Raw genomic sequence first — 24,566 nt, 5'->3', positions numbered from 1 at the left:
ATCACTGCCATCCCGGCCACTCAACCCTGCCTCAGCCCCTTATCGGACGGGCTCTGAGACGTTCCATAGATACCAGCCGGATTACGAACCATCGGCCGGAAGGTTCGTTTGCAGGTCCTGGTTCACGGGAGGAGAGCGGGCATGGTCGAGCCGACGGACATCACGGCGCACATGGAGGTCCTGTCCGCGGACGGGCTCCATGTTGGAACGGTCGACCACATGGAGGGCGACCAGCTCATCAAGCTGACGCGGACGGACCCGGCCGCCCATGGTCGGCACCACCTGCTTCCCCTGGCCTGGGTCGACCATGTCGACGAGCGCGTTCACCTCACGGCCACGGCCGCCGATGTCAGGGCCCAGTGGGAAGATGACGGCGGCACGCCGGGCAAGTAGCCGTCCGGCCCCGTTCGTCCGCCAAACTAGATACCGGACGCCTTCGCTATGATGAACACCAGCTTAACGCTACAATGACCCCCCAATTCCATTGGGCCCAACATAGTCCCGACAGGTCGATACGTTTGTGGTCATGAAATCATCTCGGATCGGTTTTCGAGGGAGATGCGTTGCTGCCCATACAATGTTTCTGGGAGCACCAAGATGAAGCGCAAACTGTTCGCATTCGCGGCCATCGCGACCCTGGCCCTCACGCCGGCCGTTGCCGTGGCACAGCACATCGATGTCGGTCCGGGCGGCGTCCGCGTCCATGGCGACAGCCATGGGGAGCGTCACGGCGACGGCCACCACGGCGACCGCCATGAGCACCGAGAGGTCGTGCGCGAGCATCATCACCACGACGACCATCACGACGACCACCACGGCGGTGAGCGCCGCACCACGGTCATCGAGCGCCACTGACCATGGACGAGCCCGGGCATTACGGGGACATCCCCTTGATACCCGGGCTTCCCTGTCCCGTCCGCCTGATGGGTGAACGGAGACTTCAGGTCTCGTTCAAGTCGCCGACGACATGCTGCTGGCATCACCTGCAGAGGAAAGAGCCATGCGAGCCCGCGTTTTAGCCCTACTCGCCGCGACCCTGATCCTCGCCCCCGCCGCGGCGTCCGCCCAGTATTACGGCGGCGACTTCGACAGGCGCGGCCGCGACGTCCATGTCGACCGCTACCACCACGGAGACCATGACGACATCGTCGTGCATCGCCATCGCCGCCACTACGAGGAGCGGCCAGTCTACTACGAGCGTCGTTACCACCACCACCACCATCACGACTATTGAGGCTTGCCCCCTTTCGCGGGCCATCCGGCATGTACGGGTGGCCCGGAATGGTTCATAAGGCGGCCATGAGCGCAGTATCCCCGATCAGGGCCTACGAGGCGATGCGCGGCTGGTGGGTGACCGCCGTCCGCGCGCTGTCGTTCGTCCTGGTCCTGGCGCTCGTCGTCCCCGGAGCCGTCCCGTCCGCCGAGGCCCAGCGCCTTCCCGGCACGGAAGCCTCGCTGTCGGCCTACACGGCACAGGCAACGTCGGGCCAGCCCGACGGCTGCCCAGCCTGCCACGCCACCTGCGGCTGCCACCTCGCGGTCACCCCGGAAGGTTCTGCCTGGCTCCCGTCCGCCGCGACCGGGCGTCCATCCTACGCCACTGTGGACGTGGCCCTCGCCTCCATTTCGTCCGGCAGGCTTCCAAGGCCCCCTCGCGCCTGAGGCGGGACCGCCACGCCCGTGGCGCGTGCCCGGCCGGCCCTCCCAGCGGAGGCCGGTCTGCAGACCAAGCGTGACAAGCAACGGACCTACCAGATCGCCCGACGCGGCGTCCGGGTCCCAGGTGAACGGCCCTCCTTCCCATGCGTGCATTCCTGTCCGTGGCCTTCCTGGCCCTCGGCATCGCCATCGGCGGTGCTTTCCCCCGCGTGTCCGAGACCGTGCAGGGGGCGCTGGCCGCAGCCGGCCTCTCGACCGCGGGCAAGACGCCGGCGACCCATGTGGCTTTGACCAGGCCACCGGCCTCCAAGGCGGATGATGACGACGACCAAGAGCACGCCAAGGGCGAGCCCAAGCCTGCCGGCGAGCCCAAGCCTGCCGGCGAGCCCAAGCCTGCCGGCGAGCGGAAGCATTCGGACGACGAAGGCAATCCCGAGCCCGGAGGCCACAAACACGCCGAGGGCGGGGCGCACGGCCACGACGAGGAGGGCGAGGGCAAGATCAGGATGACCGCCGAGCAGGCCGAGCGGCAGGACATCAAGCTGGCCAAGGTCGAGGGCGGCGTCCTCTCGCGTCACCTTCTCGTGCCCGGCACCATCGCCCAGGACGCCGACCGCATCGCCCGCGTGCCTGCGCGGGTCGCCGGCACCGTTGCGGAGATGCGCAAGCGCCTCGGCGAGGACGTCGCCAAGGGCGAGGTCGTCGCCGTCCTCGACAGCCGCGAGGTCGCCGAGGCAAAAAGCGACTTCCTCACCGCGACGGTCAAGGCGGACTTGGAGAAGACCAACTTCGACCGCCAGAAGGCTCTCTGGGACAAGCGGATCTCGGCGGAATCGGCGTTCCTGAACGCGAGGGCCGCCTACTCCGAGGCAACCCTGCGCATCGACCTCTCCCGCCAGAAGCTGTCGGCCTTGGGGCTGAACGCGACCGAGGTCGCCGCCGCGGCCAAGAAGGACGAGACCACCCCGAACCTGTCGACCCTGCGCCGTTACGAACTGCGCTCGCCCCTCGCCGGTCGGATCGTGGAACGCAAGGTCGACGTCGGCACGAAGGTGGGCAGCGAGGGCGACCCGGCCGACGTCTACACGGTCGCCGACCTCTCCTCGCTGTGGATCGAGATTTCCGTTCCCACCACCGAGCTATCGAAGGTCCGCGAGGGAGCCAGGGTGACCATCGTCGGCGGCGAGGAGACCCCACGCCCCGAGGGCAAGGTCGTCTTCGTCAGCCCGATCCTCAACCCCGAGACGCGCTCGGCCCGGGTCATCGTCGCCCTGCCCAACAAGGACATGGCCTGGCGCCCGGGCACCTTCGTCACGACCGAGATCGAGATCGCACAGGACAAGGTCGAGGTTCGCCTGCCGAAGTCAGCCATCCAGAACATTGGGGCTGAGAAGGTCGTGTTCGTCCGGACCGAGGAGGGCTTCTCGAAGCGGGAGGTGACCATCGGGAAGGCGGACGACGACGCCTACGAGATCCTGTCCGGGCTGGAGCCCGGCGACGAGGTGGCGGTGGCCAACTCCTTCGTCCTCAAGGCCGAGCTCGGCAAGGCCGAAGCCGGCGACGACGATTGAGCGGAAGAAACGGTCATGATTTCCTCCGTACTCAACTTCTCCGTCCGGCAACGTTACCTCGTGGTGCTCCTGTCGCTCCTGGCGGCCGGTTTCGGCGCGTTCTCGCTGACCAAACTGCCCATCGACGCCGTTCCCGACATCACCAACAACCAAGTTCAGATCAACACGACGGCGCCGTCCCTGAGCCCCTCGGACATCGAGCGGCAGGTCACGTTCGCCATCGAGACCTCGCTCGCGGGCATCAAGGGCCTGGAATACACCCGCTCGCTCTCCCGGAACGGGTTCTCCCAGGTCACCGCCGTCTTCTCGGAGGCGACCGACGTCTACTTCGCTCGCCAGCAGGTCGCCGAGCGCCTGCGGGAGGCCGAGGCCGCGATGCCGTCCGGGACCGAGCCGCGCATGGGGCCGATCTCCACGGGCCTCGGCGAGATCTACATGTGGTCGGTGCATTACGCGAAGCCCGGGGAGCGCAAGCTCGCCCGCGTGGGCAAGCCCGGTTGGCAATCCGACGGGAGCTACCTGACCCCCGAGGGCCAGAGGCTCTCAACGGAGCTCGAACGCACGGCCTACCTGCGAACGGTCCAGGATTGGATCATCCGTCCCCAGGTGAGGACCGTCCCTGGTGTGGCCGGCGTCGACGGCATCGGCGGCTTCGAGAAGCAGTACCACGTCCAGCCGGACCCGATGCGACTGACGGCCCTTGACCTGTCGTTTGTCGACATCGGCCGGGCACTGGAGGCCAACAACGCAAATCAGGGCGCGCGCTACCTGGAGGACAACGGCGAGGGCTACGTCGTACGCGCCGCGGGGCGCCTTGAGAGCATGGAGGACATCGGTTCGGTTGTCGTGACCACGCGCGGCGGCGTGCCCGTGCGCATCTCCGACATCGCCGAGGTCCGCATCGGACGCGACCTACGAACCGGTTCGGGCAGCGAGGACGGGCAGGAGGTCGTCATCGGCACCGCCCTGATGCTCATCGGCGAGAACAGCCGTACCGTGGCCGCCGCCGTCGACGCCCGCATGGGCGAGATACGGCGTACGCTACCGCCCGGCGTCGAGGTCCGGACCGTCCTTAACCGCACCGTCCTCGTCGAGGCCACCATCCGGACGGTGGCGAAGAACCTGGCCGAGGGCGCCGCCCTCGTCATCGTCGTACTGTTCCTGCTGCTCGGCAACATCCGCGCGGCCATCGTCACGGCCCTGGTCATCCCGGTGGCGATGCTGATGACCATGACCGGCATGGTCCAGGGGCGCATCAGCGCCAACCTGATGAGCCTCGGCGCCCTCGACTTCGGCCTCATCGTCGACGGCGCCGTCATTATCGCGGAGAACGCCTTGAGGCACGTAGCCGAGAGGCAGGCCCAACTCGGGCGCAAGCTCGACCTGAATGAGCGCCTCGCCACCGTCCGGGCCTCGGCCGAGGAAATGATCAAGCCGTCCCTGTACGGGCAGGCCATCATCATCCTCGTCTACGTGCCGCTCCTGACCTTCACAGGGGTCGAGGGTAAGATGTTCGAGCCGATGGCGCTCACCGTCATCATCGCCCTGATCGCGGCCTTCGTCCTGTCGCTGACCTTCGTACCGGCGATGATCGCCATCGTCATCACCGGCAAGGTCACTGAGACCGACAACCTCTTCGTCCGTGCGATCAAGGCCGCTTACCGCCCGGTCCTCGGGGCCGCCCTGCGCGTGCCCATGCTGTTCGTTGCGGTCGCGCTCGTCCTGCTCGTGGGCGCCGGGTTCCTGTTCAAGGGGCTGGGCCAAGAGTTCATCCCGCAGCTCGACGAGAAGAGCATCGCGCTCAACGCCCAGCGCATCCCCTCGACCTCGCTGAGCCAGTCCCAGGCGATGCAGTTGAAGATCGAGCAAGCCATCGGACGATTCCCCCAGGTCGCCTACGTCTTCTCCAAAACCGGCACCGCGGAGGTCGCCTCGGACCCGATGCCGCCGAGCTCGTCGGACACCTTCGTCATCCTCAAGCCGCAGGCCGAATGGCCAGACCCCGGCCTGCCGAAGGCCGAGCTGCAGGAGGAGATCGAGAAGGAATTGGGGGGCCTTGCAGGCAACGTCTACGAGTTCTCCCAGCCGATCCAGCTTCGTTTCAACGAACTCTTGGCCGGTACGCGAGGCGACCTCGCCGTGAAGGTCTTCGGCGACGAGCTTGGCCCGATGACCGCGGCCGCGAACCAAGTCGCCGCGATCCTGCGGGGTGTCGAGGGTGCCGATGACGTGAAGGTCGAGCAGACGGCAGGACTGCCGTTCCTGGACATCAAGATCAACAAGCGGGAAGCCGCGCGCCTCGGCTTGAGCACCTCGGCCATCCAGGAGGTCATTGGGGCGGCCATCGGCGGCCGCGAGTCCGGCGCCGTCTTCGAGGGCGACCGGCGCTTCCCCATCGTAGTGCGCCTGAACGACAAGGTGCGCGAGGACCGCGAGGCCCTGGAGAACATCCCGGTCCCGTTGCCTCCCGGGCCGAACGGGCGCACCGCGTCCGTTCTCCTGAAGCAGGTGGCGAGCTTCTCGGTGACGGAGGGCCCGAACCAAATCTCGCGGGAGAACGGGCGGCGTCGGGTCGTGGTCACCGCCAACGTGCGCGGTCGCGATATCGGCTCGCTCGTCGCCGAGGCACAGGCCAAGGTCGCGTCCGATATATCGCTACCCACCGGGTATTACGTGACCTGGGGCGGGCAGTTCGAGAACCTTGCTTCCGCCCGACAGCGCCTGATGGTGGTCGTTCCCGTATGCTTCTTCCTGATCTTCCTGCTGCTGTTCTCGGCCCTGAACTCGGCCCGCGACGCCCTGCTGGTGTTCAGCGCCGTGCCCCTGGCGCTGACCGGCGGCATCGCGGCCCTGTGGCTGCGCGGGATGCCGTTCTCCGTGCCAGCTGCCGTCGGGTTCATCGCCCTGTCCGGGGTGGCAGTGCTTAACGGCCTGGTGATGCTGACGTACGTCAAGCAACTCATCGCCGAGGGTCGTCCGCGGCGCGAGGCCATCATGGAGGGCGCCATGACCCGGCTACGTCCGGTGGCGATGACCGCCCTGGTGGCGTCCCTCGGGTTCGTGCCGATGGCTTTGGCGACCGAAACCGGTGCCGAGATCCAGCGTCCCCTGGCGACCGTAGTCATCGGCGGCCTTATCTCGGCGACCCTGCTGACCCTCGTCGTCCTGCCGGCCCTCTATGCCAGGTTCGCCGGTGCGGTCGCCCCCGAAAGAAAGGATCAGCCCATGTCGGTCCAACCACATCTCCGCGCCGCCGAGTAGGAGGGTCGGAATGAGTAAGAAAGTCGCCCGAACCATCCCCGACTGGGGCGGGGGCGCACGTCGCCGACGGCGCGTCAGGCCCCATGTCCGGCGGGCGGCCAGCCGGACTTTCGGACTGGCCCTCATCGCAATCCCGGCCTGCGTCTATCTGCTCTACTGCCTCTGCAACATCGGCGGGAAGACGCACTTCCACCTGATGCCGATGGCGCCGACCCATCCTCAGGACGGCTCGCCATGGGGGGACAAGGCTTCGATGATGCGACAGTCGGCGACCGAGCCACACCCGCACTGACCGATGACGTCGCGCAATTCCTGGGCGAGCCGGGTCAGGTCGGAGAGCTTGCGCTCGACCTGGGCGAGATGAGAGCGGGCGATGGTGTCGACCTCGGCGCAGGATCGGTCTCTGTCATCGGCAAGGGCAAGGAGCTCCCGGATCTGATCGACCGTGAAGCCCAGATCCCGCCCACGCCGGATGAAGCTCAGGCGGCGTAGGTGCTCACGACCGTAAAGACGGTAGTTGCCCGCCGACCGGGCCGGGGCCGGCAGGAGCTTGACCTTCTCGTACCAGCGAACCGTCTCGACGCTTGTATCGGTCGCCGCAGCGAGGTCGCCGATGGTCATGGGGGATGCGTTCGCCACGGCCTTGACCCTGTAGTTGCTACAGGGTGCATATAGGGCGTCCCACCGCCTGGCGCGACGCCCGGGCCAACGGAGCGTGCCATGCCTGGGACAGGAACCATCGAGGATATCCCCACAGCCGCCCTGCGCTACCGCGTGAAGGGCATGGATTGCCCAAGCTGCGCGTCCAAGATCGAGACGGCCGTGACCCGGCTGCCGGGCGTCGGGGACGTACGCGTGAACTACACGGCCCAGGTCCTCGACCTCACCCTCAACGAGGCCGCCACGCCCCGGGCGGTCCTGGAGGAGAGGATCACCGGGCTTGGTTACGGCGTCGCCACCCTACCCACGGCCGCGGACCTTGCACGCGCGCACGCGACCGGGGCCGAGATCCCCGCCATTGAGGACGAGAAGGCGGAGCCGCCGGTCTGGCGAAGTCGCAAGGGGCTGCTCGCCCTGGCCATCGCAATCCTGTTCGCCTTGGGCTTCCTGATCGACCGGGTCCGTCCGGAGTTGGTCGGCGAGTACGCCTACTGGCCCGGCGCGCTCCTTGGGCTCGCCTTCTACGGACGCCGGGCCATCGCCGCGGCGCGCAACGGCTCGCCGTTCTCCATCGAGATGCTGATGTCGGTTGCGACCGTAGGAGCTCTGGCCATCCATGCCGCGGAGGAAGCCGCTGTCGTGGTCCTCCTCTTCACCGTTGGCGAGATGCTCGAAGGCTTCGCGGCTGGCCGGTCCCGGGCCGGCATCAAGGCGCTGGTTGGACTGGTGCCGAAGACGGCGCGCCTCATCGAGGAGGACGGCGTCGTGCGCGAGGTACCGGCCGCCGCCTTGCTGATCGGCCAGACCGTGCTGGTCCGTCCCGGCGACCGGGTCCCCGCCGACGGCGAGGTCACGGACGGCTCATCGAGCCTCGACGAGTCCCCCATCACGGGTGAATCCGTGCCTCGGCCGAAGGAGGTCGGTGACGCGGTCTACGCCGGCAGCGTCAACGCTGACGGTGCCCTGCAGGTCAGGGTCACCCGGATGCCGTCCGACAACACCGTCGCCCGCATCCTCCACATGGTCGAGGAGGCGCAGGCGTCGAAGTCGCCAACCGCCCGGTTCATCGACCGCTTCAGCGCCGTATACACCCCGGTCGCCTTTGCCATCGCCGCCCTGGCGGCGCTCGGTCCGCCGCTGCTGCTTGGAGCCGACTGGGGCACCTGGATCTATCGCGGGCTGGCGCTGCTTCTCATCGCCTGCCCCTGCGCCCTGGTGCTCTCGACCCCCGCCGCCATCGCCTCGGGGCTGGCCGCCGGTGCGCGCCGCGGACTCCTGGTGAAGGGCGGCGCTGCCCTGGAGACCATCGGTCGGGTGCGTACGGTCGCCTTCGACAAGACGGGGACGCTGACGGTCGGTCAGCCGCTCGTCACGGATGTCCTGCCGTTCGCCCCCGACATGACGGACCGCGCCATGCTTGGTCTGGCGGCGGCTGTGGAGGCTGGGTCGAGCCACCCCATCGCTCGTGCGATCCTCGAACGTACGGAGGCGGACGGCATCCCTCTGCGCCCAGTGCGCGATGCCCGCGCGGTTCCCGGCAAGGCCGTCCAGGCCACGGTCGCCGGTCGCACGGTCGTGGTGGCATCCCCGCGCCACGCCGCGACGCTGGCCAGCCTCTCGCCGGAAGCGGAAGCGACGGTGCAGGCCCTGGAGGAGGCGGGCAAGACCGCCGTCATCGTGGTCAGGGACGGCGAGGCCCTCGGTGCCATCGCGGTCCGGGACGAGCCCCGTAAGGACGCGGCCGTCGGCATCGCGTCCCTGCGCGGGCTCGGCGTCGAATGCGTGATGCTGACGGGCGACAACAGGCGCACGGGCGAGGCCATCGCCAAGGGCCTGGGGCTATCGGTCCGGGCGGATCTCCTCCCTGCGGACAAGCTCGCCGAGATTGGGGCCCTGAAGGAGCTTGGCACCGTCGCCATGGTCGGCGACGGCATCAACGACGCCCCCGCGCTTGCAGCTGCCAACGTCGGCATCGCCATGGGCGGCGGCACCGACGCGGCGCTGGAGACGGCTGATGCCGCTGTCCTCAACGACCGGGTGGCCGACGTGGCGGCGCTCGTCGCGCTATCCCGGGCGACGCTCGGCAACATCCACCAGAACGTGGCCATCTCGCTTGGGCTGAAGGCGGTGTTCCTCGTCACCACACTTGCGGGCGTCACCGGGCTTTGGCCTGCCATCCTGGCGGATACCGGCGCGACCGTCCTGGTGACGGCCAACGCGCTCCGCCTCCTAAGGGCATGATGGGGTCCCGACCGCACGGACGAGCCCGCCGTATCGCAGTGGTGGGAGCCGTCATGGTGGCCGCCGCTGCCATCGACCTTGCCGCGAAGGCGGCGGCCGAGGCTTGGCTGGACGAGGGTAGTGTCCGGGGCTTCCTGCCCTTCGTCGACCTGACCATGTCGTTCAACCACGGCATCAGCTTCAGCCTGTTCCCGGCACGCGATCCATCGTCCCTGACCCTTCTCCTCGGCATCCAGGGCACGCTCACCTGCCTCATTGCCGTCTGGGCGGTGGCGGCGGGAAGCGGGCTCGAACGCCTCGGGCTCGCCATGATGGCCGGCGGCGCCGCGGGAAATCTCATCGACCGGTTCGTGGACGGGGCCGTCACCGACTACCTCGACTTGCACACGGGCGGCATGCGCTGGTTCACCTTCAACCTGGCGGATGCCTGGATCTCCCTGGGCGTCGTCCTGCTGCTCGTCGACGGCTTCCGAGCGCGCCGGCGGCATTCAGATGCCGGAGGATTGACCTCATGATAGCCCCGATCCCGCCGAACCGTGGCCACGGCAACCCGTCATGCCCCTCCCGGGCCCAGGCTCGGACACCGATACCGTCGAGGCCGACATGCTGAAGAAGATCATGCTTGGGTTGGCGCTCCTGCTGGCGCTGTCCGTCTGCCAGGATGGACGGTACGCGGGCTCCACACGCCACTTCGCGCCGATCCCGCCGGCGACCCTGGCGCTGATGTCGACGGTGGGGGTGTCTCCCAGCGACCCGATCCTGATGCGAGCCTACAAGAAGGAGTCCGAGATCGAGCTCTGGAAGCGTGGCGCAGACGGCAGGTACATCTTGCTGAAGACGTATCCGATGTGCCGGTGGTCAGGTCAGCTCGGGCCCAAGACACGTGAGGGCGACCGACAGGCCCCGGAGGGCTTCTACGCGATCACGCCGGAATCCATGAACCCGAATTCCAGCCTCTACCTCTCGTTCAACCTCGGCTACCCGAACGCGTACGACCGCTCCCTGGGACGCACCGGTACGCACCTGATGGTCCACGGCTCCTGCTCGTCCCAGGGCTGCTTCGCGATGACGGACGAGGCGATCTCGGAGCTCTATGCCGTGGTTCGCGAGGCGTTCGCTGGCGGCCAGCGTGCCGTCCAGTTCCAGTCCTACCCGTTCCGCATGACCCCGGAGAACCTGGCCCGACACCGGGTGGACCCGAACATGGCCTTCTGGAAGAACATCAAGGAAGGCGCCGACCGGTTCGAGGTCACGAAGGCCGAACCGGTCGTCGAGGTATCGGGCGGGCGCTACGTCTTCGATGCGAACGGCGACGGCCCCACCGCCGACGCGGTCGCACGGAAGCAGGCGGACGACGAGCGGCAGGTCGCTGCCCTGGTGGCGAACGGAACGCCGGCCGTCCGCCTGGTGTACGAGGACGGCGGTCAGCACCGGGCATTCCGCGAGACCATGATGGCGGCCGGATACGGTCTTGGCGAGGTTAGCCGCCCCGAAGCCCTGGCGGCAGGGCCGCGCGAAGTCGCGATGCCCGCTCAGGGGCCGGGCGCCACCGTCGGAAAGCGTGAGCCAGTGCGGAGCACGGCGGCACCCAAGCTTCCGGGGACCGGCGTGACGGAGGCGGAACGTCGGCGCCTGCTTGAGACCTTCGCCGCGGCTGGGGACGGGCGGAAGTGATGCAACGTCGGGGACAGGCGACGACATGACCGAGGGGCCTCGCTGATGCCCCGCGTTCGTCAGGCCGCGGCGACCTCGTCCGCCCATCCCAGGCGCGCCTTGAGGTCGTTCATGTGGCTGAAGGGAACGACGCGACGATGCTGCAGCATCCCGAGCACGATGCCCGGATGAAGCCCGACCTCGTCGGCGAAGGCCACCACCTCCTGTTTCGTCCGCGGGCACGTGGTGGCGAAAGCGTCGATCCGCTCGCGCCCGACCAGCATCTCCTCGGCCCAGGCATCCGCCTCGGCCTCGACGTCGTTGTCTTCGCCGTTCTTGTCGTCGACGAAATTCATTCCTCGATGCAGGCTGATGTGCGCTGCCTCGTGGAAAAAGGTCCACCAGAAATGGTCGTTGCTCTTCATGCGCAGCGACATCTGGATCAGGGGACGCTCGTCGTTCAGCCACCGCGCCGACCCGAAGACGCAGGTCTTGCTTAGGGGCTTCTGGAACACCAGGGCGACGCCGGACGCATGGCAGATTTCGAGCATGCGCGGCTCGAAGGTCTCAGGCCTTGCCACGGTCAGCGAACGGATCTCTGCGCATCCCTGCTTGAACCGCCCCGGATCGTAGGCAGGCAGGCTGAGCCGGCGCGCCTTCTCCTCGCCCAGCATCAGCCAGCACAGCATGTGGTGAGGCGAGGTGGTGCCGGTCCTCGCCTTGCGGTGGTGCACGGCCAGGGAACCGAGCTTCGCCTCGTAGGCGTGGGGTCCCCCGATCCCGAGGAGGCTCAGCAGCCCGTCCATGATCCTGCCGAGGTCGTTGGTCTGGGGAAGGCGACCGCAGGCCTTCAGTTCCCGGATAGGGAACCCCTTGAGCCATTCGGCCTCTCGCACGGCCGCCTCCTGCTCCCGCAGCCGTGCCTGAAACAGGTCCCAGTTCGCCTGGAGGCCGGTCCAGATGTAGGCCTTGAGGCCGAGCACGTGCTCCAGCTTCAGTGCAGTCTCGGGAGTGACCGGGTTGGAGCCGTTAATGATCGTGCTGACGAGCTTGGGCGTCATGTCGGCAATGCGGGCGAACTCGGCCTGGGACCAGCCGCGCTCCTGGATGTACTCTTCGAGGTGTTCGCCGGGATGGGTCGCCCATTGCGGCGTCCAGGCTTCCTGCGTCGTCATCCCCTTGGTCTCCGCCGTTCAGTTGCCATGGTAGTCGACGATTTCGATGATCTCGACCGCCGTGACCTGACCCGTGTCGAGGCCGCCGTCAGGCAGGCAGGGCAACGGGTCGTGGTCGGGCACGAAGACGATACGCCAGTTGTCCTTGATCGTGACCGAGAGTTGGCCGTCCCGGTTACCGCCGAGTTGATGCCGGCGGTCGGGTGGCTCCGTCGGGACGTCCGAGAGGCAGGCTGCCTGCCCCAAAACGTCCAACCGCCTCCGTATCGGTTTCGCTCTGTCCCCGTAGGCCTTCGCCATTTCCTTCGGGTCCGACAGCGCCTTCCCGAGGCGCTTAGACCGGAAACGGATCTGCATCGCACCAATCCGTTACCTGCAAGGTAATGCTCCGCACTCCGTTACCCAATAGGTAACACGGTCGCATGCGCATGGCGACTCCTTCCAAACCCGGGCCGCCTTGAGGATGAACACCGTTGATTTGGCGGTTAGCGGGACAAGCCTTCCTTATCCATGCCCATCGGGAGACTGCGCATCCTCGGAACCCTCTTCGAAGCGGAGCCGTTCCTCGTCGCTCCCGATCGGCCGGGCCGTTCGCCGGTCCGGCTCGGCGCCAGGACGAGCCACCAACAACCAACGAGGAAGCCCCCATGAGGAAGTCCCTGTTCGCCGTCGCCGCCCTGGCCGCGCTCGGCGCCATCGGCATCGCCGCCCCCGCCTCCGCCGCCCCCGGCATGGTCGGTGCCGTCGATGCCCAGACCAACATCGTCGACGTCCGCATGCACGACAGCCACGGCCACCGCGGCCATGGCATGCGCCATCACCACCATCGCGGTCACGGCATGCGCCATCACCACCATCACCGCGGCCACATGATGCGCCACGGTCACGGCTATCGCCACCACCGCATGTGATCTTCCAGGGGCCCTTCGGGGCCCCTTCTCGTTTCCGGCAACCTTACGCCGATGCAGGGTCGCCCCGCTCGACCGACGCGGTCATCGTGGGTGCATCGGTGTGCTTGGCGGGCCCTCCCGACTGCCAGGCGTGAGGCCTACTTCGAGAAGCGTGCCTGCAGGCTGTGGCCATGGACCTTGGTCGACAGCACCACCTTGGCGCCCGCTCCTAACGGGGCGCTCAGGGGCCCGACCAGCTTGTTGGGCGCTGAGGCGTTAAGCGTGACGGTCTCGGTCTTGCCCCCGGACTGGATGACTGCACGGGCGCTAACCCCCTTGGTGTCGAGGGGCTTACCTTCCTCGTCCTTCAGGAAGAACACCATCTCCTTATCCGTGCCGACGAACTCGATGGGGTGGCCGTCGGCCACGGTGATTTGACCGCCGTTGGGACCGACCTTTGCCGCCGAGGGTACCTGGGCGGCCGCGGCGGTCGCCAGGGTCGAGGACATCAGGAGGGCGGCGAGGATCGGAAAGGTCTTGCGCATGGGACGTCTCCTTGAGGGTTCAGATAAGCAGTCGTGCCAGGTGACTAGAACGCCTCGACCGGACGGGGCTCGATACCGGCCGGGGCGGCGGGGCTGCGGACGGAGGCGGTTCGCAACCGCTCCAAGGCTTTCCGTCCGAAGGTGAGGAACAGGAGCGGCGTCAGCACCGTGTCGAGCAGGGTGGCGCTGACCAAGCCGCCGAAGATCGTCACCGCCACGGGGTGCAGGATCTCCTTGCCCGGCTCCTCGGCCCCGATCATCAGCGGGACCAGGGCCACGCCCGCCGAGAGCGCCGTCATCAGTACCGGCGTCAGGCGCTCCAGGGTACCCCGGATGACCAGGTCGCGCCCGAACGGCAGCCCCTCGTGCAGGGCGAGGTTGAGGTAGTGGCTGATCTTCAGGATGCCGTTGCGCGTGGCGATGCCCGTCAGCGTGATGAACCCGATCATCGACGCGACCGACAAGGGCTGACCCGCCAGCCAAAGGGCCAGCACCGAACCGATGAGCGCCAGGGGGATGCTGCCGAGGATGATCAGCGTGAACACGACCGACCGGTACCGGCTGTAGAGCAAGGCGAAGATCATCCCCAGCGACAGGAGCGAGAGCGTGCCGATGGTTCGGCTCGCCTCGGACTGCGCCTGGAACGACCCTTCCAGGTTCGTCGTGTAGCCGTTGGGTAGCTTGGTCGCCGCCATCTCCCGCTGGATGGCCGCCACGATCCCGGTCATGTCGGTCTTGCCGTCGGTGTTGGCCTGGACCACGATCCGGCGGCGGGCATTCTCGCGCAGGATCTGGTTCGGTCCGTCAGTCTCGCGGATATCGGCGATCTGGCGGGCGGGGACCCATCCCGAGGGCGTCTCGATCAGGAGGTCGCCCAGGCGCTGCGTAGTGCGCATGGTGTCGGGCAGCCGCATCACCACGTCGAAGCGGCGGTAGCCGTCCACCACGCGGGACACGACCTGGCCATTGGACAGGCGGCTGAGTTGCTCGACGAGCGCCGCCGGCTGGACGCCGTAGAGGGCCGCCCGGGTGTAGTCGACCCGGATTTCCAATTGCGGGATTCGGACCAGCTTCTCGACCTGGAGGTCGGCGATGCCCGGGATATTGGCCATGCGCCGCCGCAAATCCTCGGCGAGGCTGCGCAGGGTGTCGAGGTCCTCGCCGAACACTTTTAGGGCAATCTCGGCGCGGACGCCCGAGAGCATGTGGTCGAGGCGGTGCGAGATCGGCTGGCCGACGTTGATGGAGACCGGCAGCACCTTCAGGCGCTCCCGGATGTCGGCCACCAGTTCGGCCTTGGGCCGGCCGCCGGGCTTAAGGTCGATCTCCAGGTCGGAGGAATGCACCCCCTCGGCATGTTCGTCGAGCTCGGCCCGGCCGGTGCGGCGGCCGACGGAGCGGACCTCCGGGATCTCAAGGACCAGCTTCTCGGCGATGAGGCCGACCCGGTCGCTCTCGGAGAGCGATATCCCGGGGCTGAAGGCGGCGGTGACCGTGAACGAGCCCTCGTTGAAGGGCGGCAGGAAGGCGCGTGGCAGGAACACCGCGGCCGTGCCGGCGAGGATCACGGCGGCGGCGACCGTGGCCATCACGAGCCGCCCATGGGCGAAGGCACGCAGCAGGAGCCAGCCGTTGAAGCGCTTGAGCACGCGCACCAGGCCGCTCTCGTGCTCGTCCAACCGCTTGAGGCCGGGCAGCAGGTAGTAGGCCATCACCGGCGTGAGGGTGATGGAGACGACGAGGCTTGCCAGGATCGAGATGATGTAGGCCTGACCCAGCGGCGCGAAGAGGCGGCCCTCGATGCCCGACAGGGCGAACAGCGGCACGAACACCAGGACGATGACCATCGTGGCGTAGACGATGCCCGAGCGCACCTCCTGCGAGGCCGACACAACCACGTCGAACACGGAACGCGGGTTCCCCACTGCCCGGTTCTCGCGAAGCCTGCGGAAGATGTTCTCGACGTCCACCACGGCGTCGTCGACGAGCTCGCCGATGGCGATGGCAAGGCCGCCGAGCGTCATCGTGTTGATGGACAGCCCGAGGAAGTGGAAGATCACCGCCGTGGTCAGGATGGAGACTGGGATCGCGGTCAGCGAGATCACCGTGGTGCGCACGTTGAGGAGGAAGGCGAAGAGCACCACCGCCACCACGGCGACGGCCTCCAGCAGCACCTTCTCGACGTTATGGATCGAGGTCTCGATGAAGTTGGCCTGCCGGAAGATGAGCCGGTCCGCCTGGACGCCCTTGGGCAGGCTCGTGCCGATCTCCTTGAGCGCGGCCTCGATGGTCTCGGTCAGGCGGACGGTGTCGACGCCGGGCTGCTTCTCCACCGAGACAACCACGGCCGGAGCGCCCATGTAGCCGCTGTCGCCGCGCTTGGTCTTGGCCCCGAAGGAGACGTCCGCGACCTGGCGAAGATAGACCGGGCGCTTGTCGACGGTCGCCACGACCATGTTGCGAAGGTCGTCGAGGTTCATGGTCCGGGCGACGTTCCGGATCAGGTACTCGCGGGCGTACTGGTCGGTGAAGCCGCCGCCGGTGTTGGTCCCGAACTGCTGGAGGGCCTTCTCCACCTGCTCGTAGGTGACGCCCAGCGCCCGCATGGCGGTGGGCTGGGGTGCGATCCGGAACTGTCGGACCTCGCCGCCCATCGGGATGACCTGCGCCACGCCGGGAATCGAGAGGAGGCGCGGGCGGATCGTGAAGTCCGCGATCTCGCGCAGCTCCATGGCCGAAACGGTGTCGCCGGTGACGGCCACCATCACGATCTGCCCCATGATGGAGGAGATCGGGCCCATCATCGGGCTGACATTGGCCGGAAGCTGGGGCCGCACCATCGCGAGGCGCTCGCCCACCTGCTGGCGGTTGCGATAGATGTCGGTGCCCCAGTCGAACTCGACGTAGATCACCGACAGGCCGACGCCCGAGACCGAGCGCACGCGGCTCACCCCAGGAAGGCCGTTCATCTGGGTCTCGATGGGGAAGGAGACGAGTTGCTCCACCTCCTGCGGGGCGAGGCCCTCGGCCTCCGTCATGACCGTGACGGTGGGCCTGTTCAGGTCGGGGAAGACGTCGACCGGCAGCTTGGTGACGGTGAAGGCGCCGTAGAGCACCAGCACCGCCGCGATGGCGAGGACCAGAGTGCGGTTCCCGAGGGACCGCGAGACGAGGAACGTGAACATACGCCTGCCCTCACCGAACCTGGTTGATGAGTTCGGCGCCTTGGGTCACGACCCGCTTGCCGTTCCCAATGCCGGAGACCACCAGCACCCGGGCGGCATCGAGGGGCTCGACCTGCACCTCGCGCGGCTCGAAACGTTCCGCCTGCGTGTGTTCGTAGACGAGGGCCTGCCCGTTGGCGGAGCGCACGACGCTTGCCCGAGGGAGCGCGAGACCTTGCAGGGGGGCGCTGCTGCTGGCGTGCACCGTCACGAACTGGCCGGTGCGCAGGTCGGGTTGCTCGCCCTCGATGGCGAATTGAACGGGTACGGCCTGGCTGCGGTCGGCCAATCCGGCGCCGCGGTAGTTCAGAGTCAGGGTGCGTCCGTCGGCCAACCGAGCCGAGGCGTTCTGGGCCGGCGCCAGGGCCTCGAAGCTGAGGGCCTCGACCCATAGCTTCGCAGGGTCGGTGATCTGGAAGACCATCGTACCCGGGCTCGCCATCTGGCCGGCCATGGCGTTGGCCTCGGCGATGACGCCGGAGACGGGTGCGATCAACGGTTCGGGCTGAAGGCGGATCTTGTCGAGGGCGGTGCGCCTGTCCTTAAGCCCGGACAGTTCGGCGTTGGCCTCGTCGAGCTGGACCTGCGAGACCGCACCGCCCGGGGCCAACTTCTGGAAGCGTTCGACGCGCCGCTGCACGATGGCGATCTGCTGGTCGAGCTCGCCCTGACGCTGGCGCATGTCCGAGGCGTCCACCGCCTGGATTGGAGGGGTGACGAAGGCGAGCACGTCGCCCTTGGCGACAGGTGTGCCCAGCCGCGGGAACACCCCCGAGGGCGGCGGCGACAGGCGCCCGCCGACGGAAGACTGCACGACTCCGCTCGCATTCGGGTCGGTGATGACCCGGCCCGGCATCTCGGTGGTGCGGGCCAAGGCGCTCGTGGCCGTCACCACCGTGCGGATGGTCAGGAGGCGCTGGGTCGGCTTGGGCATGAATACGCTGCCGTCCGGCAGGCGCTGGGCCACGTCCCGGCTGGCGCCGTTCGGCGCCGCCATCAGGGTCTTGGGCTCGTTCCCGTGGTCGTGGCCCTCGTGGGCGTTGGCCCTCGGCGCCAACACGACGCCCGCCGCCAGAACCAGGACCGCCACGGCCGGTGCCGAGCGGCGTCGTCCGAGCAGGAGCGTGAGGCCGACGCCGAGCACGAAGCCGGTACCGCCGATGACGAACGCCATCGGATCAGCCTGGGTCAGGTGGTGCTGGAAATCGTGGGCGATGGCGAGGCCGCTCGTCCAGGCGGTGGGCGGACCTGCCGTGGCGGCGGGAGGCTCGGGCACCTCAAGCTCCACGGGAAAAACATCGCTCGTGCCGTCGGCCAGGGTCACGGTGAAGGTCAGGTCGTAGGCGCCCGGCTTCTCGCTCCAATGGGCGTCGACCAGGTAGGCCCCGTCCGGCGTCGCGGTCGCGGTTACGGCGCCCTCGGGCGTTTCCGCCTGGACGGTGGCCCCGGTCACGGGCTCGTTGCTGCCGGTGCGGTCGACGTAGACCATCAGCGCGCCGTTGCGGGCCACGACCACGACCTCGAAGGCGTCCGAACTCGATACGCCGCGGGGAGCGGTGACCGCGGGAGCGGACTTCGCCTCCTCTCCATGGTCGTGGCCCTCATGGGCAGGGGCGGCTCCGCCCCATAGGCAAAGCAGCAGCGCCGCCGCGCTCAGGGCAGCGGCCAACGGATTACGACGCATCATCAGGAATTCCTTCGCACCAAAACACCGGCCGCCGTCCCTCAAGACGGCATGCCGCTACAGGCGCGCCTCAGCGCGCCAGGTTCAGGCGAAGGATCGAGGGGGCTCGGGCAGCGCCTCTGGCGCTCGGCTCGGGGGTGCGAGATCCGCGGGTCCGAGCGCCAGGCGCAGCGAGCGCCAGACGCGCCCGACCGCGGCGGCTTCCGTAACCGTCAACCCGCCATGGCAGGCACACGCCGCACAGCAGGCCGCATGCGCCTTGGACTTGTTGGTGTCCCCGGCATGATCGTGGCCGACCTGCGAGCCCTCGGAGACCGCCGTTTGGCCATCGTCGACTGCCGCCACCAGCGTCGGGCCGTGCGTATGGCCGACGTGAGCGTGGACCACCGACGGCATGACGAAGGCCACGATCATCAGGATCGCGGCCAGACAGCGCCATGTTTGTCGGGTCAGGGTCATCACGTCGCGAACTCTATCACACGCGGCCGAAGCCAACATCCAGTTTGTGACGGCGGGGGCGGTTTGCAAGGCCGACGGTTACCGGCTCACTTTGGACGCGGCTCACCCGGGTGTGTCTGTTCTGTATTCGTCGGCCAAGTTTGGTCGCAACGCAATGACGGACCGAGATTTCACCCTGACCTGAAGGTCCGGTCGCCCTTCGTCACTGTACATTCAGCTTGCGACGCCTAGCATCCTGAATACGGAGACATTTCCGTGATCCAGGAGGCGACAATGGTTGGACGTCTTTTTGCGATGATCGGCGCTGTGATCTTGGCAGTGACCCTTCAGCTCACCCCGGCGAAGGCAGCCCCCCTTGCGACGAGCCCCGGCCTCGTCGACCCCATCGGAAGTCCGGTGCAGACCGTGCAGCACTGGGGCCACCATCACCATGGGGGCCACCACCATCACCATGGGGGCCACCACCATCACCGGCGCCACCATCATCACCATGGCTGGGGACACCACCATCATGGCTGGGGGCACCATCATCACTACCGGCGGCATCAGCACCACTGGGGCCACCATCATCACCACCATCGTCGGCACAATCACCACTTCTGAGGCGTAGATCCGAGATGCGGCAGGACTGCCCGCCGGGGCGGCCGTGCCGGTTCCGTAGCGTCAGGCTGCGCTCACCGTACCGTTCAGTGCGATCCTGGCCGCATCGGTTCGCCGGTAGCCGTCATGGCGCGGTCGTCCGAGCGGGTCGGCATGCACGCGCCGTATCCAGCCTCGCCGGACGAGGACCTCCAGCGAGCGCGCGTCGAGGCGCGTGGCCTCGATCCAGCCGTCGTCCGGGACCTTGAGAAGCTGGGCGCGATGGCGTTCGGTCAGGCGCCACGGCGATGGGGCCGGGACGGGCACCTGCCAAGGGGCCTCGGCGTGCGGGATCGGATGCCCGAGCGCCTGCAGGATGGCGTCCAGGCCATCCGTAAGGGCCGCAGGTCCGGGCTGCAGGATCAGGGGCGACTTGATCTCGACGATGCGACCCTGCGCGACGGCGGGGATTGCGGCCCAGCCCGGCCGGCCGGCGATGCGGGAGGGCACGACCTTCTTCCCGCACCAGGACGCCAGGATGACTTCGGGCGCAGCCGAGATCACCGCTTCCGGCGCCACGATGCGATCCTTGGCGGCCCCCTGCCGGGAAAGCTCCGGGAAGATGTCGTCGCCGCCGGCGATTGCCACGAGCTCGGAGACCCAGCCGATGCCCGAGATCAGGGGCTCGTCCCATTCCTCGAAATAGACCCGCGGCCGCGGCCGTTCGTTGGCCTGCTCCGCTACGCGCGCGAGTCTGGCCTCGTAGCCACGGACCAGTGCCTCCGCCTTGTCGCGGACGTCGACCAGGGCGCCCACCGTGCGGATCATGGCGAGGATGCCGGCGACGTCGCGGTGGTTGAACGCGTGCACGGCAACGCCGGCCCTGACGAGGTCGGCGACGATGCCGGCCTGAAGGTCCGAAAAGGTGAGCACCAGGTCGGGGGCGAGGGCGAGAACCTTCGGAATGTCGGCGCTGGTGAAGGCGGAAACCCGCGGCTTCTCGCGGCGGACCTGCGGCGGACGGACGGCATAGCCGGAGACTCCGACGATGCGGTCCTCCACGCCGAGGAGATAGAGGGTCTCGACGGTCTCCTCCGTCAGACACACGATGCGTTCGGGCGGGAAGCGGCGCATGACCCTGCATATCCTCATGGGCGGGTTTCGGAAGCGGCGTCCCAACGGAAGGGCTGCGTTCGCACCTAGCCCTTGTGGTGGCAGGCACCTGGGGATGCGTCACATGCTGGAGGGCGGTCAGGGGCACGAAATCCTGTCACATCCGCTCCTTGATCCCGGTGGAGACGAGCCACCAGTTCACCGGGTAGCTGGTCAGGAACCCTGCCACCATGGCCACCTGCATGGCGAACCAGAACTCGACCGAGTTCACCGGCGCTGGCTGCCCCGCGAGGTGCGGGAACACGGCGAATTGGGCGAACGCCATGAAGCCGTACATGCCGACCTGCCAGGCGATCAGCGACAGGGTGTCGGCCTTGAGGGCTGCGACGATGCCCTGGCCCGGGGAGAGCCCGCGCATCGGCACGATGGCGTAATACTGGAACACGATCCCAAGCCCGAAGGCGAACACGAAGTCCAGCACCCAGACCGCGTACATCTTCTCCTCGAAGAGCGAGTGCCAGCCGAACCAGACCGCCACCGCCGGCACGAGGAAGGCGAGCCACTCGGCGGCGACGTCGCCGAGCATGCAGCCGCTGCCGCAGTGGAGCGCGCCCTTGCCCACCATCACCGGAAACGGCGTTTGCGTCATGTTCGGAGGCTTCTCGTCCCGCTCCATCGCGCGGTGATGCGCCTCCATGGTCGCGAGGCGGCCATAGCGAAAGTAGGCCCAGACCACGACCACCGTGCCGAACAGGGCGCTGACCGGCCAGACCACGTTCATCACGGTCATGTGCTGCGGATGCCGGATCACCTGCACCGACAGAAGGATCGAGCAGGCGGCCCCGAGCAGCAGGGCCAGGATGGAGAGCGCATGGAGCCAGGCGGGGAACATCGTGGCCATGCCGCTCAATGCCCCATCGCCAGCATCCAGATCGCCATGGCGACCATCATCACGTTCTCGGTCAGCGAGACGAAGCCGAGCGGCACCTTGCTCGACCCGCCGACGCAGGCGCACTTGATCTCGCGTTTGTCGACGTAGACCGCCTTGAACACCGAGACCGCGCCGACGGTGCCGATGAACAGGGCCACGGGGATCGACAGCCAGTTCAGGGCGCCGGCCACCATCAGGACGCCGGCGATGCCCTCCAGGAGCGGGTAGGCGTAGGCGTAACGCACCCAGCGCTTGGCCAGCAGGTCGTACCCGAGGAACATTGAGGAAAAGGTCTCGACGTCCTGCAGCTTGAGGAGGGCCAACACGCACATGCTGAAGGCGATGAACCACTCGGCCGCCCGGACGGTCAGCGGCGTGCCGTACACGGCGTAGCTCGCCGCGAGCGCCATCAGCGCCGTCATCGAGAACACCGCCACGACCGGCGTATAGGTCGTCGCGTTCGGGTCGTTGGCGGCCCGTCCGAAATGCCGCCTGAGATCGTCGAAGCCCCCGACGCGCTCGCCGTTGATGAAGGTCTGGGGCGTCGACTTGACCCCGTGCTCGGCCTTGAAGCGGTCGGTCTCCTCGCGGGTGGTCAGCCAGTGGTCTTCCACCTGGAAGCCCTGGCGTTCGAGGAGATCCTTCGCCTTGAGGCCGTACGGACACGTGTGCTGCGGCATCATCATGCGGTACAGGACCGCCTTGCGGGACGCGGTGGCTTGCATCGGAAACTCCGTGGGTTGTCTGGCCGGGATGCCGTCCGGGCTTCGAAGTGGAAGCAGGGTGCGGGCAGCGGCCGATTGGGCTTGCGGACCTTCCTGCACCTTCCCATTATGGGAAGGTCAACTGAGGGGCTCCTACGATGAATATCGGCGAGGCGAGCCGGGCCTCCGGGGTCTCGGCCAAGATGATCCGGCACTACGAAAGCATCGGGCTCGTGCCCCCGGCGGACCGGCGCGACAGCGGCTATCGCGATTACGGAACCGCCGACCTGCACCGGCTCGGCTTCGTCCGGCACGCCCGGGACCTGGGCTTCTCGCTGGACCGCATCCGGGTGCTGCTAGGACTCTGGAGCGATCCCGACCGCAGCAACGCCGACGTGAAGGCCATCGCGAGGGCCCACGTGAAGGAACTCGAACAGCGGGCCCGCCAATTAAACGAGATGGCCGACGCCCTGCGGTCCCTGGCCGACGCCTGCGACGGCGACGGTCGGCCGGATTGTCCGATCATCGCCAGCCTGGAGACCGGGGCCGACGTCTCAGCCAGCCGTCCGGGCGCGTCCCCGGGGCCGGCGCGGCCTCCCACACCTCGCAGGAAGGCCGTCGCCAAGCGCTGAAGCGAACGGATCGGTCGCTCCCGACGCCCGGCGCGCCGCATCACATGGCCACCTTCTTGCCCATGCCGTCGCAGCAGCAGCCCTTCTTCCCGCTTTTCATCGACATCGAGGCCATCGGCTTGGCGCACATTCCTTTGGCGCCCTTTCCGCAGCACCCGGCCGCCAGGGCCGGGGTCAGCGAGAGGGCGAGCATCGCGGCCGCGGCCAACATCATCTGCTTCATCGTTTTCTCCTGGGTGGTTCGGAAACGTGAGGAACGGCCCCGGAGGCCGTCCCCGGGGCTCAGGCCGCCATCTTGCGGCAGCTCTCGGCGCAGCGGCGGCACTGCTCGACGCAGTCCTGCATGTCGCCCACCTGCTCGCAACTCTTCGCGCAGGCCTCGCAGACCTCCGCGCAGGCCCGGCAGGTGTGCCTGTGCTCGGGGGTCCCGAGCAGCATGAAGTGGGCGGAGGTCCGACAGATCTCCGCGCAGGCCAGCATCAGGCGAAGATGCTCCGGCTCAACGTGCTTGCCCCCGGCCGGCAGGCAGTGGTTTGAGGCCATCCCGAGGCAGGTTTGATAACAGCGTAGGCACTCATCGATGCACGACTGCATCTCGCTCGACATGTTGTGCATGATATCCACTCCATCAATTGGCAAAATGATGTCATTGACTAACAATATCAAGCACATTAGACACCTGATCTTGTTAGTATCACAACCAAGCACTCCGACTAAGGTTCAATTATTCCGTCGAAATAGAACTCAACGATAATTGATCCCTATTTTTGCATGCGGTCACTTGGCATTCTTCTTCAGCCATGCCTCCATATCTGCAACCTCCTTCTTCTGGTCATCGATGATTTTCTGGGCCATCGCCTTGGTCGCCGGGTCCTTGGCGTGCCTCAGCGCCACCTCGGCCATGGCCATCGCACCCTTGTGGTGCGGGATCATGTGCGTGCGGAAGTCGACGTCCGTGTCGCCCGTGTAGGCCACGTCCATGTCCTTCATCATCGTCATGTCGGCAGCCTTGAATTCCTTGGTCGAGGCGTTGTCCTTCGGGTCGGGCTTCATCGAGTCCCCGGCACCCATGCCCGGCATGGAACCGTGGTCGTGCGTGGCTTGGGCGATGGCCGGACCGGCGAGCCCGAGGGAGACGAGGGCGGCGAACAGGGTCGTGGTGGTCGAGGTGGCCATGGTGCGTTTCCTTCTTGGGTCGGGATCGAACGGGTGGATCAGTTGAACTTGCCGCTGGCGGTCGCGCCGTCGGGGGCGGTGAGCTGGACGGCGCCCTTCGGGCTGTCGCCGAGCGCCACGGACGCCTTGCCCGAGAGGCGGTTGCCGTCTGTCGGCTCCAGCGGCACGCGGGCCGGCTTGCCGCCGACGACGAGGATGGCGGTGCCCTTGAAACCGGTCGCCGGGACCGGTTTCTGGCTTCCGTCCGACACGAACACGTCGACCGTCTCGCCCTTGGCGACGAGCTCGACGTGGTACTTGCCGGCATCCGTGACGCGGCCGCCGTGCTGGCCGGCCGTCTCGTGCGCGCAGGCCGGCATCGCGACCAGCGCCCCGGCCATCAGGGCCATTCTCCAGGGGATCATCGGTA

General features: G+C 67.6%; 25 protein-coding genes and 1 pseudogene. 12 read left to right on the top strand and 14 right to left on the bottom strand.

What is annotated here, in order from left to right; translation table 11 throughout:
* Positions 1 to 141: 141 nt before the first annotated feature.
* From CRT23_RS20825 to CRT23_RS20800, 6 genes are all read left to right on the top strand, one after another.
* On the top strand, positions 142 to 393 hold the full coding sequence (locus CRT23_RS20825; RefSeq protein ID WP_210202096.1) for a DUF2171 domain-containing protein: 252 nt from the start codon (positions 142 to 144) through the stop codon (positions 391 to 393).
* 204 nt (positions 394 to 597) lie between these two features.
* Complete coding sequence (locus tag CRT23_RS20820) at positions 598 to 855, top strand: hypothetical protein (RefSeq protein WP_103711593.1); 258 nt, start codon at positions 598 to 600, stop codon at positions 853 to 855.
* 145 nt (positions 856 to 1,000) lie between these two features.
* The gene (locus CRT23_RS20815) at positions 1,001 to 1,234 is read left to right on the top strand and encodes a hypothetical protein (protein WP_103711592.1); all 234 of its coding nucleotides are present in this window, start codon (positions 1,001 to 1,003) and stop codon (positions 1,232 to 1,234) included.
* A gap of 65 nt (positions 1,235 to 1,299) precedes the next feature.
* Entirely contained in the window at positions 1,300 to 1,662 is a 363-nt protein-coding gene (locus CRT23_RS20810; RefSeq protein ID WP_245436450.1) for a hypothetical protein, read from the top strand.
* 140 nt (positions 1,663 to 1,802) lie between these two features.
* Entirely contained in the window at positions 1,803 to 3,230 is a 1,428-nt protein-coding gene (locus CRT23_RS20805) for an efflux RND transporter periplasmic adaptor subunit (protein ID WP_103711591.1), read from the top strand.
* A gap of 15 nt (positions 3,231 to 3,245) precedes the next feature.
* On the top strand, positions 3,246 to 6,491 hold the full coding sequence (locus CRT23_RS20800; protein WP_103711590.1) for a CusA/CzcA family heavy metal efflux RND transporter: 3,246 nt from the start codon (positions 3,246 to 3,248) through the stop codon (positions 6,489 to 6,491).
* A gap of 219 nt (positions 6,492 to 6,710) precedes the next feature.
* Here CRT23_RS20800 and CRT23_RS20795 read toward each other — a convergent pair whose 3' ends face one another.
* Complete coding sequence (locus tag CRT23_RS20795) at positions 6,711 to 7,112, bottom strand: helix-turn-helix domain-containing protein (protein WP_056378774.1); 402 nt, start codon at positions 7,110 to 7,112, stop codon at positions 6,711 to 6,713.
* A 99-nt stretch (positions 7,113 to 7,211) separates the two neighbouring features.
* Between CRT23_RS20795 and CRT23_RS20790 the strand changes: the two genes are divergently transcribed.
* The 3 genes from CRT23_RS20790 (at position 7,212) to CRT23_RS20780 (ending at position 11,066) form a co-directional block, all read left to right on the top strand.
* Positions 7,212 to 9,392 carry a heavy metal translocating P-type ATPase gene (locus CRT23_RS20790; RefSeq protein WP_103711589.1) on the top strand — a complete coding sequence of 727 codons (2,181 nt, stop codon included), beginning with the start codon at positions 7,212 to 7,214 and terminating at the stop codon, positions 9,390 to 9,392.
* Between the two features lie 53 nt (positions 9,393 to 9,445).
* A complete protein-coding gene (gene lspA, locus CRT23_RS20785; RefSeq protein ID WP_245436449.1) occupies positions 9,446 to 9,907 on the top strand; it encodes a signal peptidase II in 462 nt (153 codons plus the stop codon).
* Positions 9,908 to 9,995: 88 nt separating this feature from the next.
* Positions 9,996 to 11,066 carry a murein L,D-transpeptidase family protein gene (locus CRT23_RS20780; RefSeq protein WP_103711603.1) on the top strand — a complete coding sequence of 357 codons (1,071 nt, stop codon included), beginning with the start codon at positions 9,996 to 9,998 and terminating at the stop codon, positions 11,064 to 11,066.
* A gap of 59 nt (positions 11,067 to 11,125) precedes the next feature.
* Here CRT23_RS20780 and CRT23_RS20775 read toward each other — a convergent pair whose 3' ends face one another.
* Both CRT23_RS20775 and CRT23_RS20770 read right to left on the bottom strand, forming a co-directional pair.
* Positions 11,126 to 12,220, bottom strand: a complete 1,095-nt coding sequence (locus CRT23_RS20775) for a HigA family addiction module antitoxin (RefSeq protein WP_103711587.1) — start codon at positions 12,218 to 12,220, stop codon at positions 11,126 to 11,128.
* Positions 12,221 to 12,238: 18 nt separating this feature from the next.
* Positions 12,239 to 12,475: a plasmid maintenance system killer protein gene (locus tag CRT23_RS20770; protein WP_245436447.1), complete on the bottom strand. Its 237-nt coding sequence runs from the start codon at positions 12,473 to 12,475 to the stop codon at positions 12,239 to 12,241.
* Positions 12,476 to 12,867: 392 nt separating this feature from the next.
* Here CRT23_RS20770 and CRT23_RS20765 point away from each other — a divergent pair, with 392 nt between their 5' ends.
* Entirely contained in the window at positions 12,868 to 13,131 is a 264-nt protein-coding gene (locus tag CRT23_RS20765; RefSeq protein WP_103711585.1) for a hypothetical protein, read from the top strand.
* A gap of 137 nt (positions 13,132 to 13,268) precedes the next feature.
* Here CRT23_RS20765 and CRT23_RS20760 read toward each other — a convergent pair whose 3' ends face one another.
* The 4 genes from CRT23_RS20760 to CRT23_RS20745 all read right to left on the bottom strand — a co-directional run bounded on the left by CRT23_RS20760 (position 13,269) and on the right by CRT23_RS20745 (position 19,022).
* Positions 13,269 to 13,655 (bottom strand): hypothetical protein, encoded by a 387-nt coding sequence (locus CRT23_RS20760; protein ID WP_245436445.1) that lies wholly within the window; start codon positions 13,653 to 13,655, stop codon positions 13,269 to 13,271.
* A 44-nt stretch (positions 13,656 to 13,699) separates the two neighbouring features.
* Positions 13,700 to 16,840, bottom strand: coding sequence for an efflux RND transporter permease subunit (locus tag CRT23_RS20755; RefSeq protein WP_103711584.1), 3,141 nt, complete (start codon positions 16,838 to 16,840; stop codon positions 13,700 to 13,702).
* A 10-nt stretch (positions 16,841 to 16,850) separates the two neighbouring features.
* On the bottom strand, positions 16,851 to 18,566 hold the full coding sequence (locus tag CRT23_RS20750) for an efflux RND transporter periplasmic adaptor subunit (RefSeq protein WP_245436443.1): 1,716 nt from the start codon (positions 18,564 to 18,566) through the stop codon (positions 16,851 to 16,853).
* 81 nt (positions 18,567 to 18,647) lie between these two features.
* Positions 18,648 to 19,022 carry a DUF2946 family protein gene (locus tag CRT23_RS20745; protein WP_103711583.1) on the bottom strand — a complete coding sequence of 125 codons (375 nt, stop codon included), beginning with the start codon at positions 19,020 to 19,022 and terminating at the stop codon, positions 18,648 to 18,650.
* Positions 19,023 to 19,452: 430 nt separating this feature from the next.
* Here CRT23_RS20745 and CRT23_RS20740 point away from each other — a divergent pair, with 430 nt between their 5' ends.
* Entirely contained in the window at positions 19,453 to 19,632 is a 180-nt protein-coding gene (locus CRT23_RS20740; RefSeq protein ID WP_181017409.1) for a hypothetical protein, read from the top strand.
* 335 nt (positions 19,633 to 19,967) lie between these two features.
* Here CRT23_RS20740 and CRT23_RS20735 read toward each other — a convergent pair.
* The 3 genes and pseudogenes from CRT23_RS20735 to CRT23_RS20725 form a co-directional block, all read right to left on the bottom strand.
* A pseudogene (locus CRT23_RS20735) lies at positions 19,968 to 20,735 on the bottom strand (cobalamin-binding protein); the annotation flags it as partial.
* A gap of 136 nt (positions 20,736 to 20,871) precedes the next feature.
* Positions 20,872 to 21,606: a DUF4396 domain-containing protein gene (locus CRT23_RS20730; protein WP_103711600.1), complete on the bottom strand. Its 735-nt coding sequence runs from the start codon at positions 21,604 to 21,606 to the stop codon at positions 20,872 to 20,874.
* Between the two features lie 14 nt (positions 21,607 to 21,620).
* Positions 21,621 to 22,370, bottom strand: coding sequence for a glutaredoxin (locus tag CRT23_RS20725; protein ID WP_103711581.1), 750 nt, complete (start codon positions 22,368 to 22,370; stop codon positions 21,621 to 21,623).
* A 137-nt stretch (positions 22,371 to 22,507) separates the two neighbouring features.
* On the opposite strand from CRT23_RS20725, the gene cueR reads away from it, so the two are divergent.
* Positions 22,508 to 22,981: a Cu(I)-responsive transcriptional regulator gene (cueR, locus tag CRT23_RS20720; RefSeq protein WP_103711580.1), complete on the top strand. Its 474-nt coding sequence runs from the start codon at positions 22,508 to 22,510 to the stop codon at positions 22,979 to 22,981.
* A 40-nt stretch (positions 22,982 to 23,021) separates the two neighbouring features.
* Here the strand turns inward: cueR and CRT23_RS20715 are convergent, their stop codons facing one another.
* The 4 genes from CRT23_RS20715 to CRT23_RS20700 form a co-directional block, all read right to left on the bottom strand.
* The gene (locus tag CRT23_RS20715) at positions 23,022 to 23,204 is read right to left on the bottom strand and encodes a hypothetical protein (RefSeq protein WP_103711579.1); all 183 of its coding nucleotides are present in this window, start codon (positions 23,202 to 23,204) and stop codon (positions 23,022 to 23,024) included.
* A gap of 59 nt (positions 23,205 to 23,263) precedes the next feature.
* A complete protein-coding gene (locus tag CRT23_RS20710; RefSeq protein WP_103711599.1) occupies positions 23,264 to 23,596 on the bottom strand; it encodes a four-helix bundle copper-binding protein in 333 nt (110 codons plus the stop codon).
* A gap of 162 nt (positions 23,597 to 23,758) precedes the next feature.
* Entirely contained in the window at positions 23,759 to 24,157 is a 399-nt protein-coding gene (locus CRT23_RS20705; RefSeq protein ID WP_103711578.1) for a DUF305 domain-containing protein, read from the bottom strand.
* Between the two features lie 38 nt (positions 24,158 to 24,195).
* Positions 24,196 to 24,561, bottom strand: a complete 366-nt coding sequence (locus CRT23_RS20700) for a hypothetical protein (protein ID WP_103711577.1) — start codon at positions 24,559 to 24,561, stop codon at positions 24,196 to 24,198.
* Positions 24,562 to 24,566: the final 5 nt, after the last annotated feature.

This window comes from Methylobacterium sp. V23 (assembly GCF_002917135.1).
Classification (GTDB): Bacteria; Pseudomonadota; Alphaproteobacteria; order Rhizobiales; family Beijerinckiaceae; genus Methylobacterium.
The sequence above is the reverse complement of the archived record's forward strand: the minus strand, read 5'-3'. Positions and strand labels throughout refer to the sequence as shown.

Coding starts and splice junctions, on each gene's coding strand:
- CRT23_RS20825 (WP_210202096.1), top strand. CDS start 142: ATGGTCGAGCCGACGGACATCACGGCGCACATGGAGGTCCTGTCCGCG.
- CRT23_RS20820 (WP_103711593.1), top strand. CDS start 598: ATGAAGCGCAAACTGTTCGCATTCGCGGCCATCGCGACCCTGGCCCTC.
- CRT23_RS20815 (WP_103711592.1), top strand. CDS start 1,001: ATGCGAGCCCGCGTTTTAGCCCTACTCGCCGCGACCCTGATCCTCGCC.
- CRT23_RS20810 (WP_245436450.1), top strand. CDS start 1,300: ATGAGCGCAGTATCCCCGATCAGGGCCTACGAGGCGATGCGCGGCTGG.
- CRT23_RS20805 (WP_103711591.1), top strand. CDS start 1,803: ATGCGTGCATTCCTGTCCGTGGCCTTCCTGGCCCTCGGCATCGCCATC.
- CRT23_RS20800 (WP_103711590.1), top strand. CDS start 3,246: ATGATTTCCTCCGTACTCAACTTCTCCGTCCGGCAACGTTACCTCGTG.
- CRT23_RS20795 (WP_056378774.1), bottom strand. CDS start 7,112: ATGACCATCGGCGACCTCGCTGCGGCGACCGATACAAGCGTCGAGACG.
- CRT23_RS20790 (WP_103711589.1), top strand. CDS start 7,212: ATGCCTGGGACAGGAACCATCGAGGATATCCCCACAGCCGCCCTGCGC.
- lspA (WP_245436449.1), top strand. CDS start 9,446: ATGGTGGCCGCCGCTGCCATCGACCTTGCCGCGAAGGCGGCGGCCGAG.
- CRT23_RS20780 (WP_103711603.1), top strand. CDS start 9,996: ATGCTGAAGAAGATCATGCTTGGGTTGGCGCTCCTGCTGGCGCTGTCC.
- CRT23_RS20775 (WP_103711587.1), bottom strand. CDS start 12,220: ATGACGACGCAGGAAGCCTGGACGCCGCAATGGGCGACCCATCCCGGC.
- CRT23_RS20765 (WP_103711585.1), top strand. CDS start 12,868: ATGAGGAAGTCCCTGTTCGCCGTCGCCGCCCTGGCCGCGCTCGGCGCC.
- CRT23_RS20760 (WP_245436445.1), bottom strand. CDS start 13,655: ATGCGCAAGACCTTTCCGATCCTCGCCGCCCTCCTGATGTCCTCGACC.
- CRT23_RS20755 (WP_103711584.1), bottom strand. CDS start 16,840: ATGTTCACGTTCCTCGTCTCGCGGTCCCTCGGGAACCGCACTCTGGTC.
- CRT23_RS20750 (WP_245436443.1), bottom strand. CDS start 18,566: ATGATGCGTCGTAATCCGTTGGCCGCTGCCCTGAGCGCGGCGGCGCTG.
- CRT23_RS20745 (WP_103711583.1), bottom strand. CDS start 19,022: ATGACCCTGACCCGACAAACATGGCGCTGTCTGGCCGCGATCCTGATG.
- CRT23_RS20740 (WP_181017409.1), top strand. CDS start 19,453: ATGGGGGCCACCACCATCACCATGGGGGCCACCACCATCACCGGCGCC.
- CRT23_RS20730 (WP_103711600.1), bottom strand. CDS start 21,606: ATGTTCCCCGCCTGGCTCCATGCGCTCTCCATCCTGGCCCTGCTGCTC.
- CRT23_RS20725 (WP_103711581.1), bottom strand. CDS start 22,370: ATGCAAGCCACCGCGTCCCGCAAGGCGGTCCTGTACCGCATGATGATG.
- cueR (WP_103711580.1), top strand. CDS start 22,508: ATGAATATCGGCGAGGCGAGCCGGGCCTCCGGGGTCTCGGCCAAGATG.
- CRT23_RS20715 (WP_103711579.1), bottom strand. CDS start 23,204: ATGAAGCAGATGATGTTGGCCGCGGCCGCGATGCTCGCCCTCTCGCTG.
- CRT23_RS20710 (WP_103711599.1), bottom strand. CDS start 23,596: ATGCACAACATGTCGAGCGAGATGCAGTCGTGCATCGATGAGTGCCTA.
- CRT23_RS20705 (WP_103711578.1), bottom strand. CDS start 24,157: ATGGCCACCTCGACCACCACGACCCTGTTCGCCGCCCTCGTCTCCCTC.
- CRT23_RS20700 (WP_103711577.1), bottom strand. CDS start 24,561: ATGATCCCCTGGAGAATGGCCCTGATGGCCGGGGCGCTGGTCGCGATG.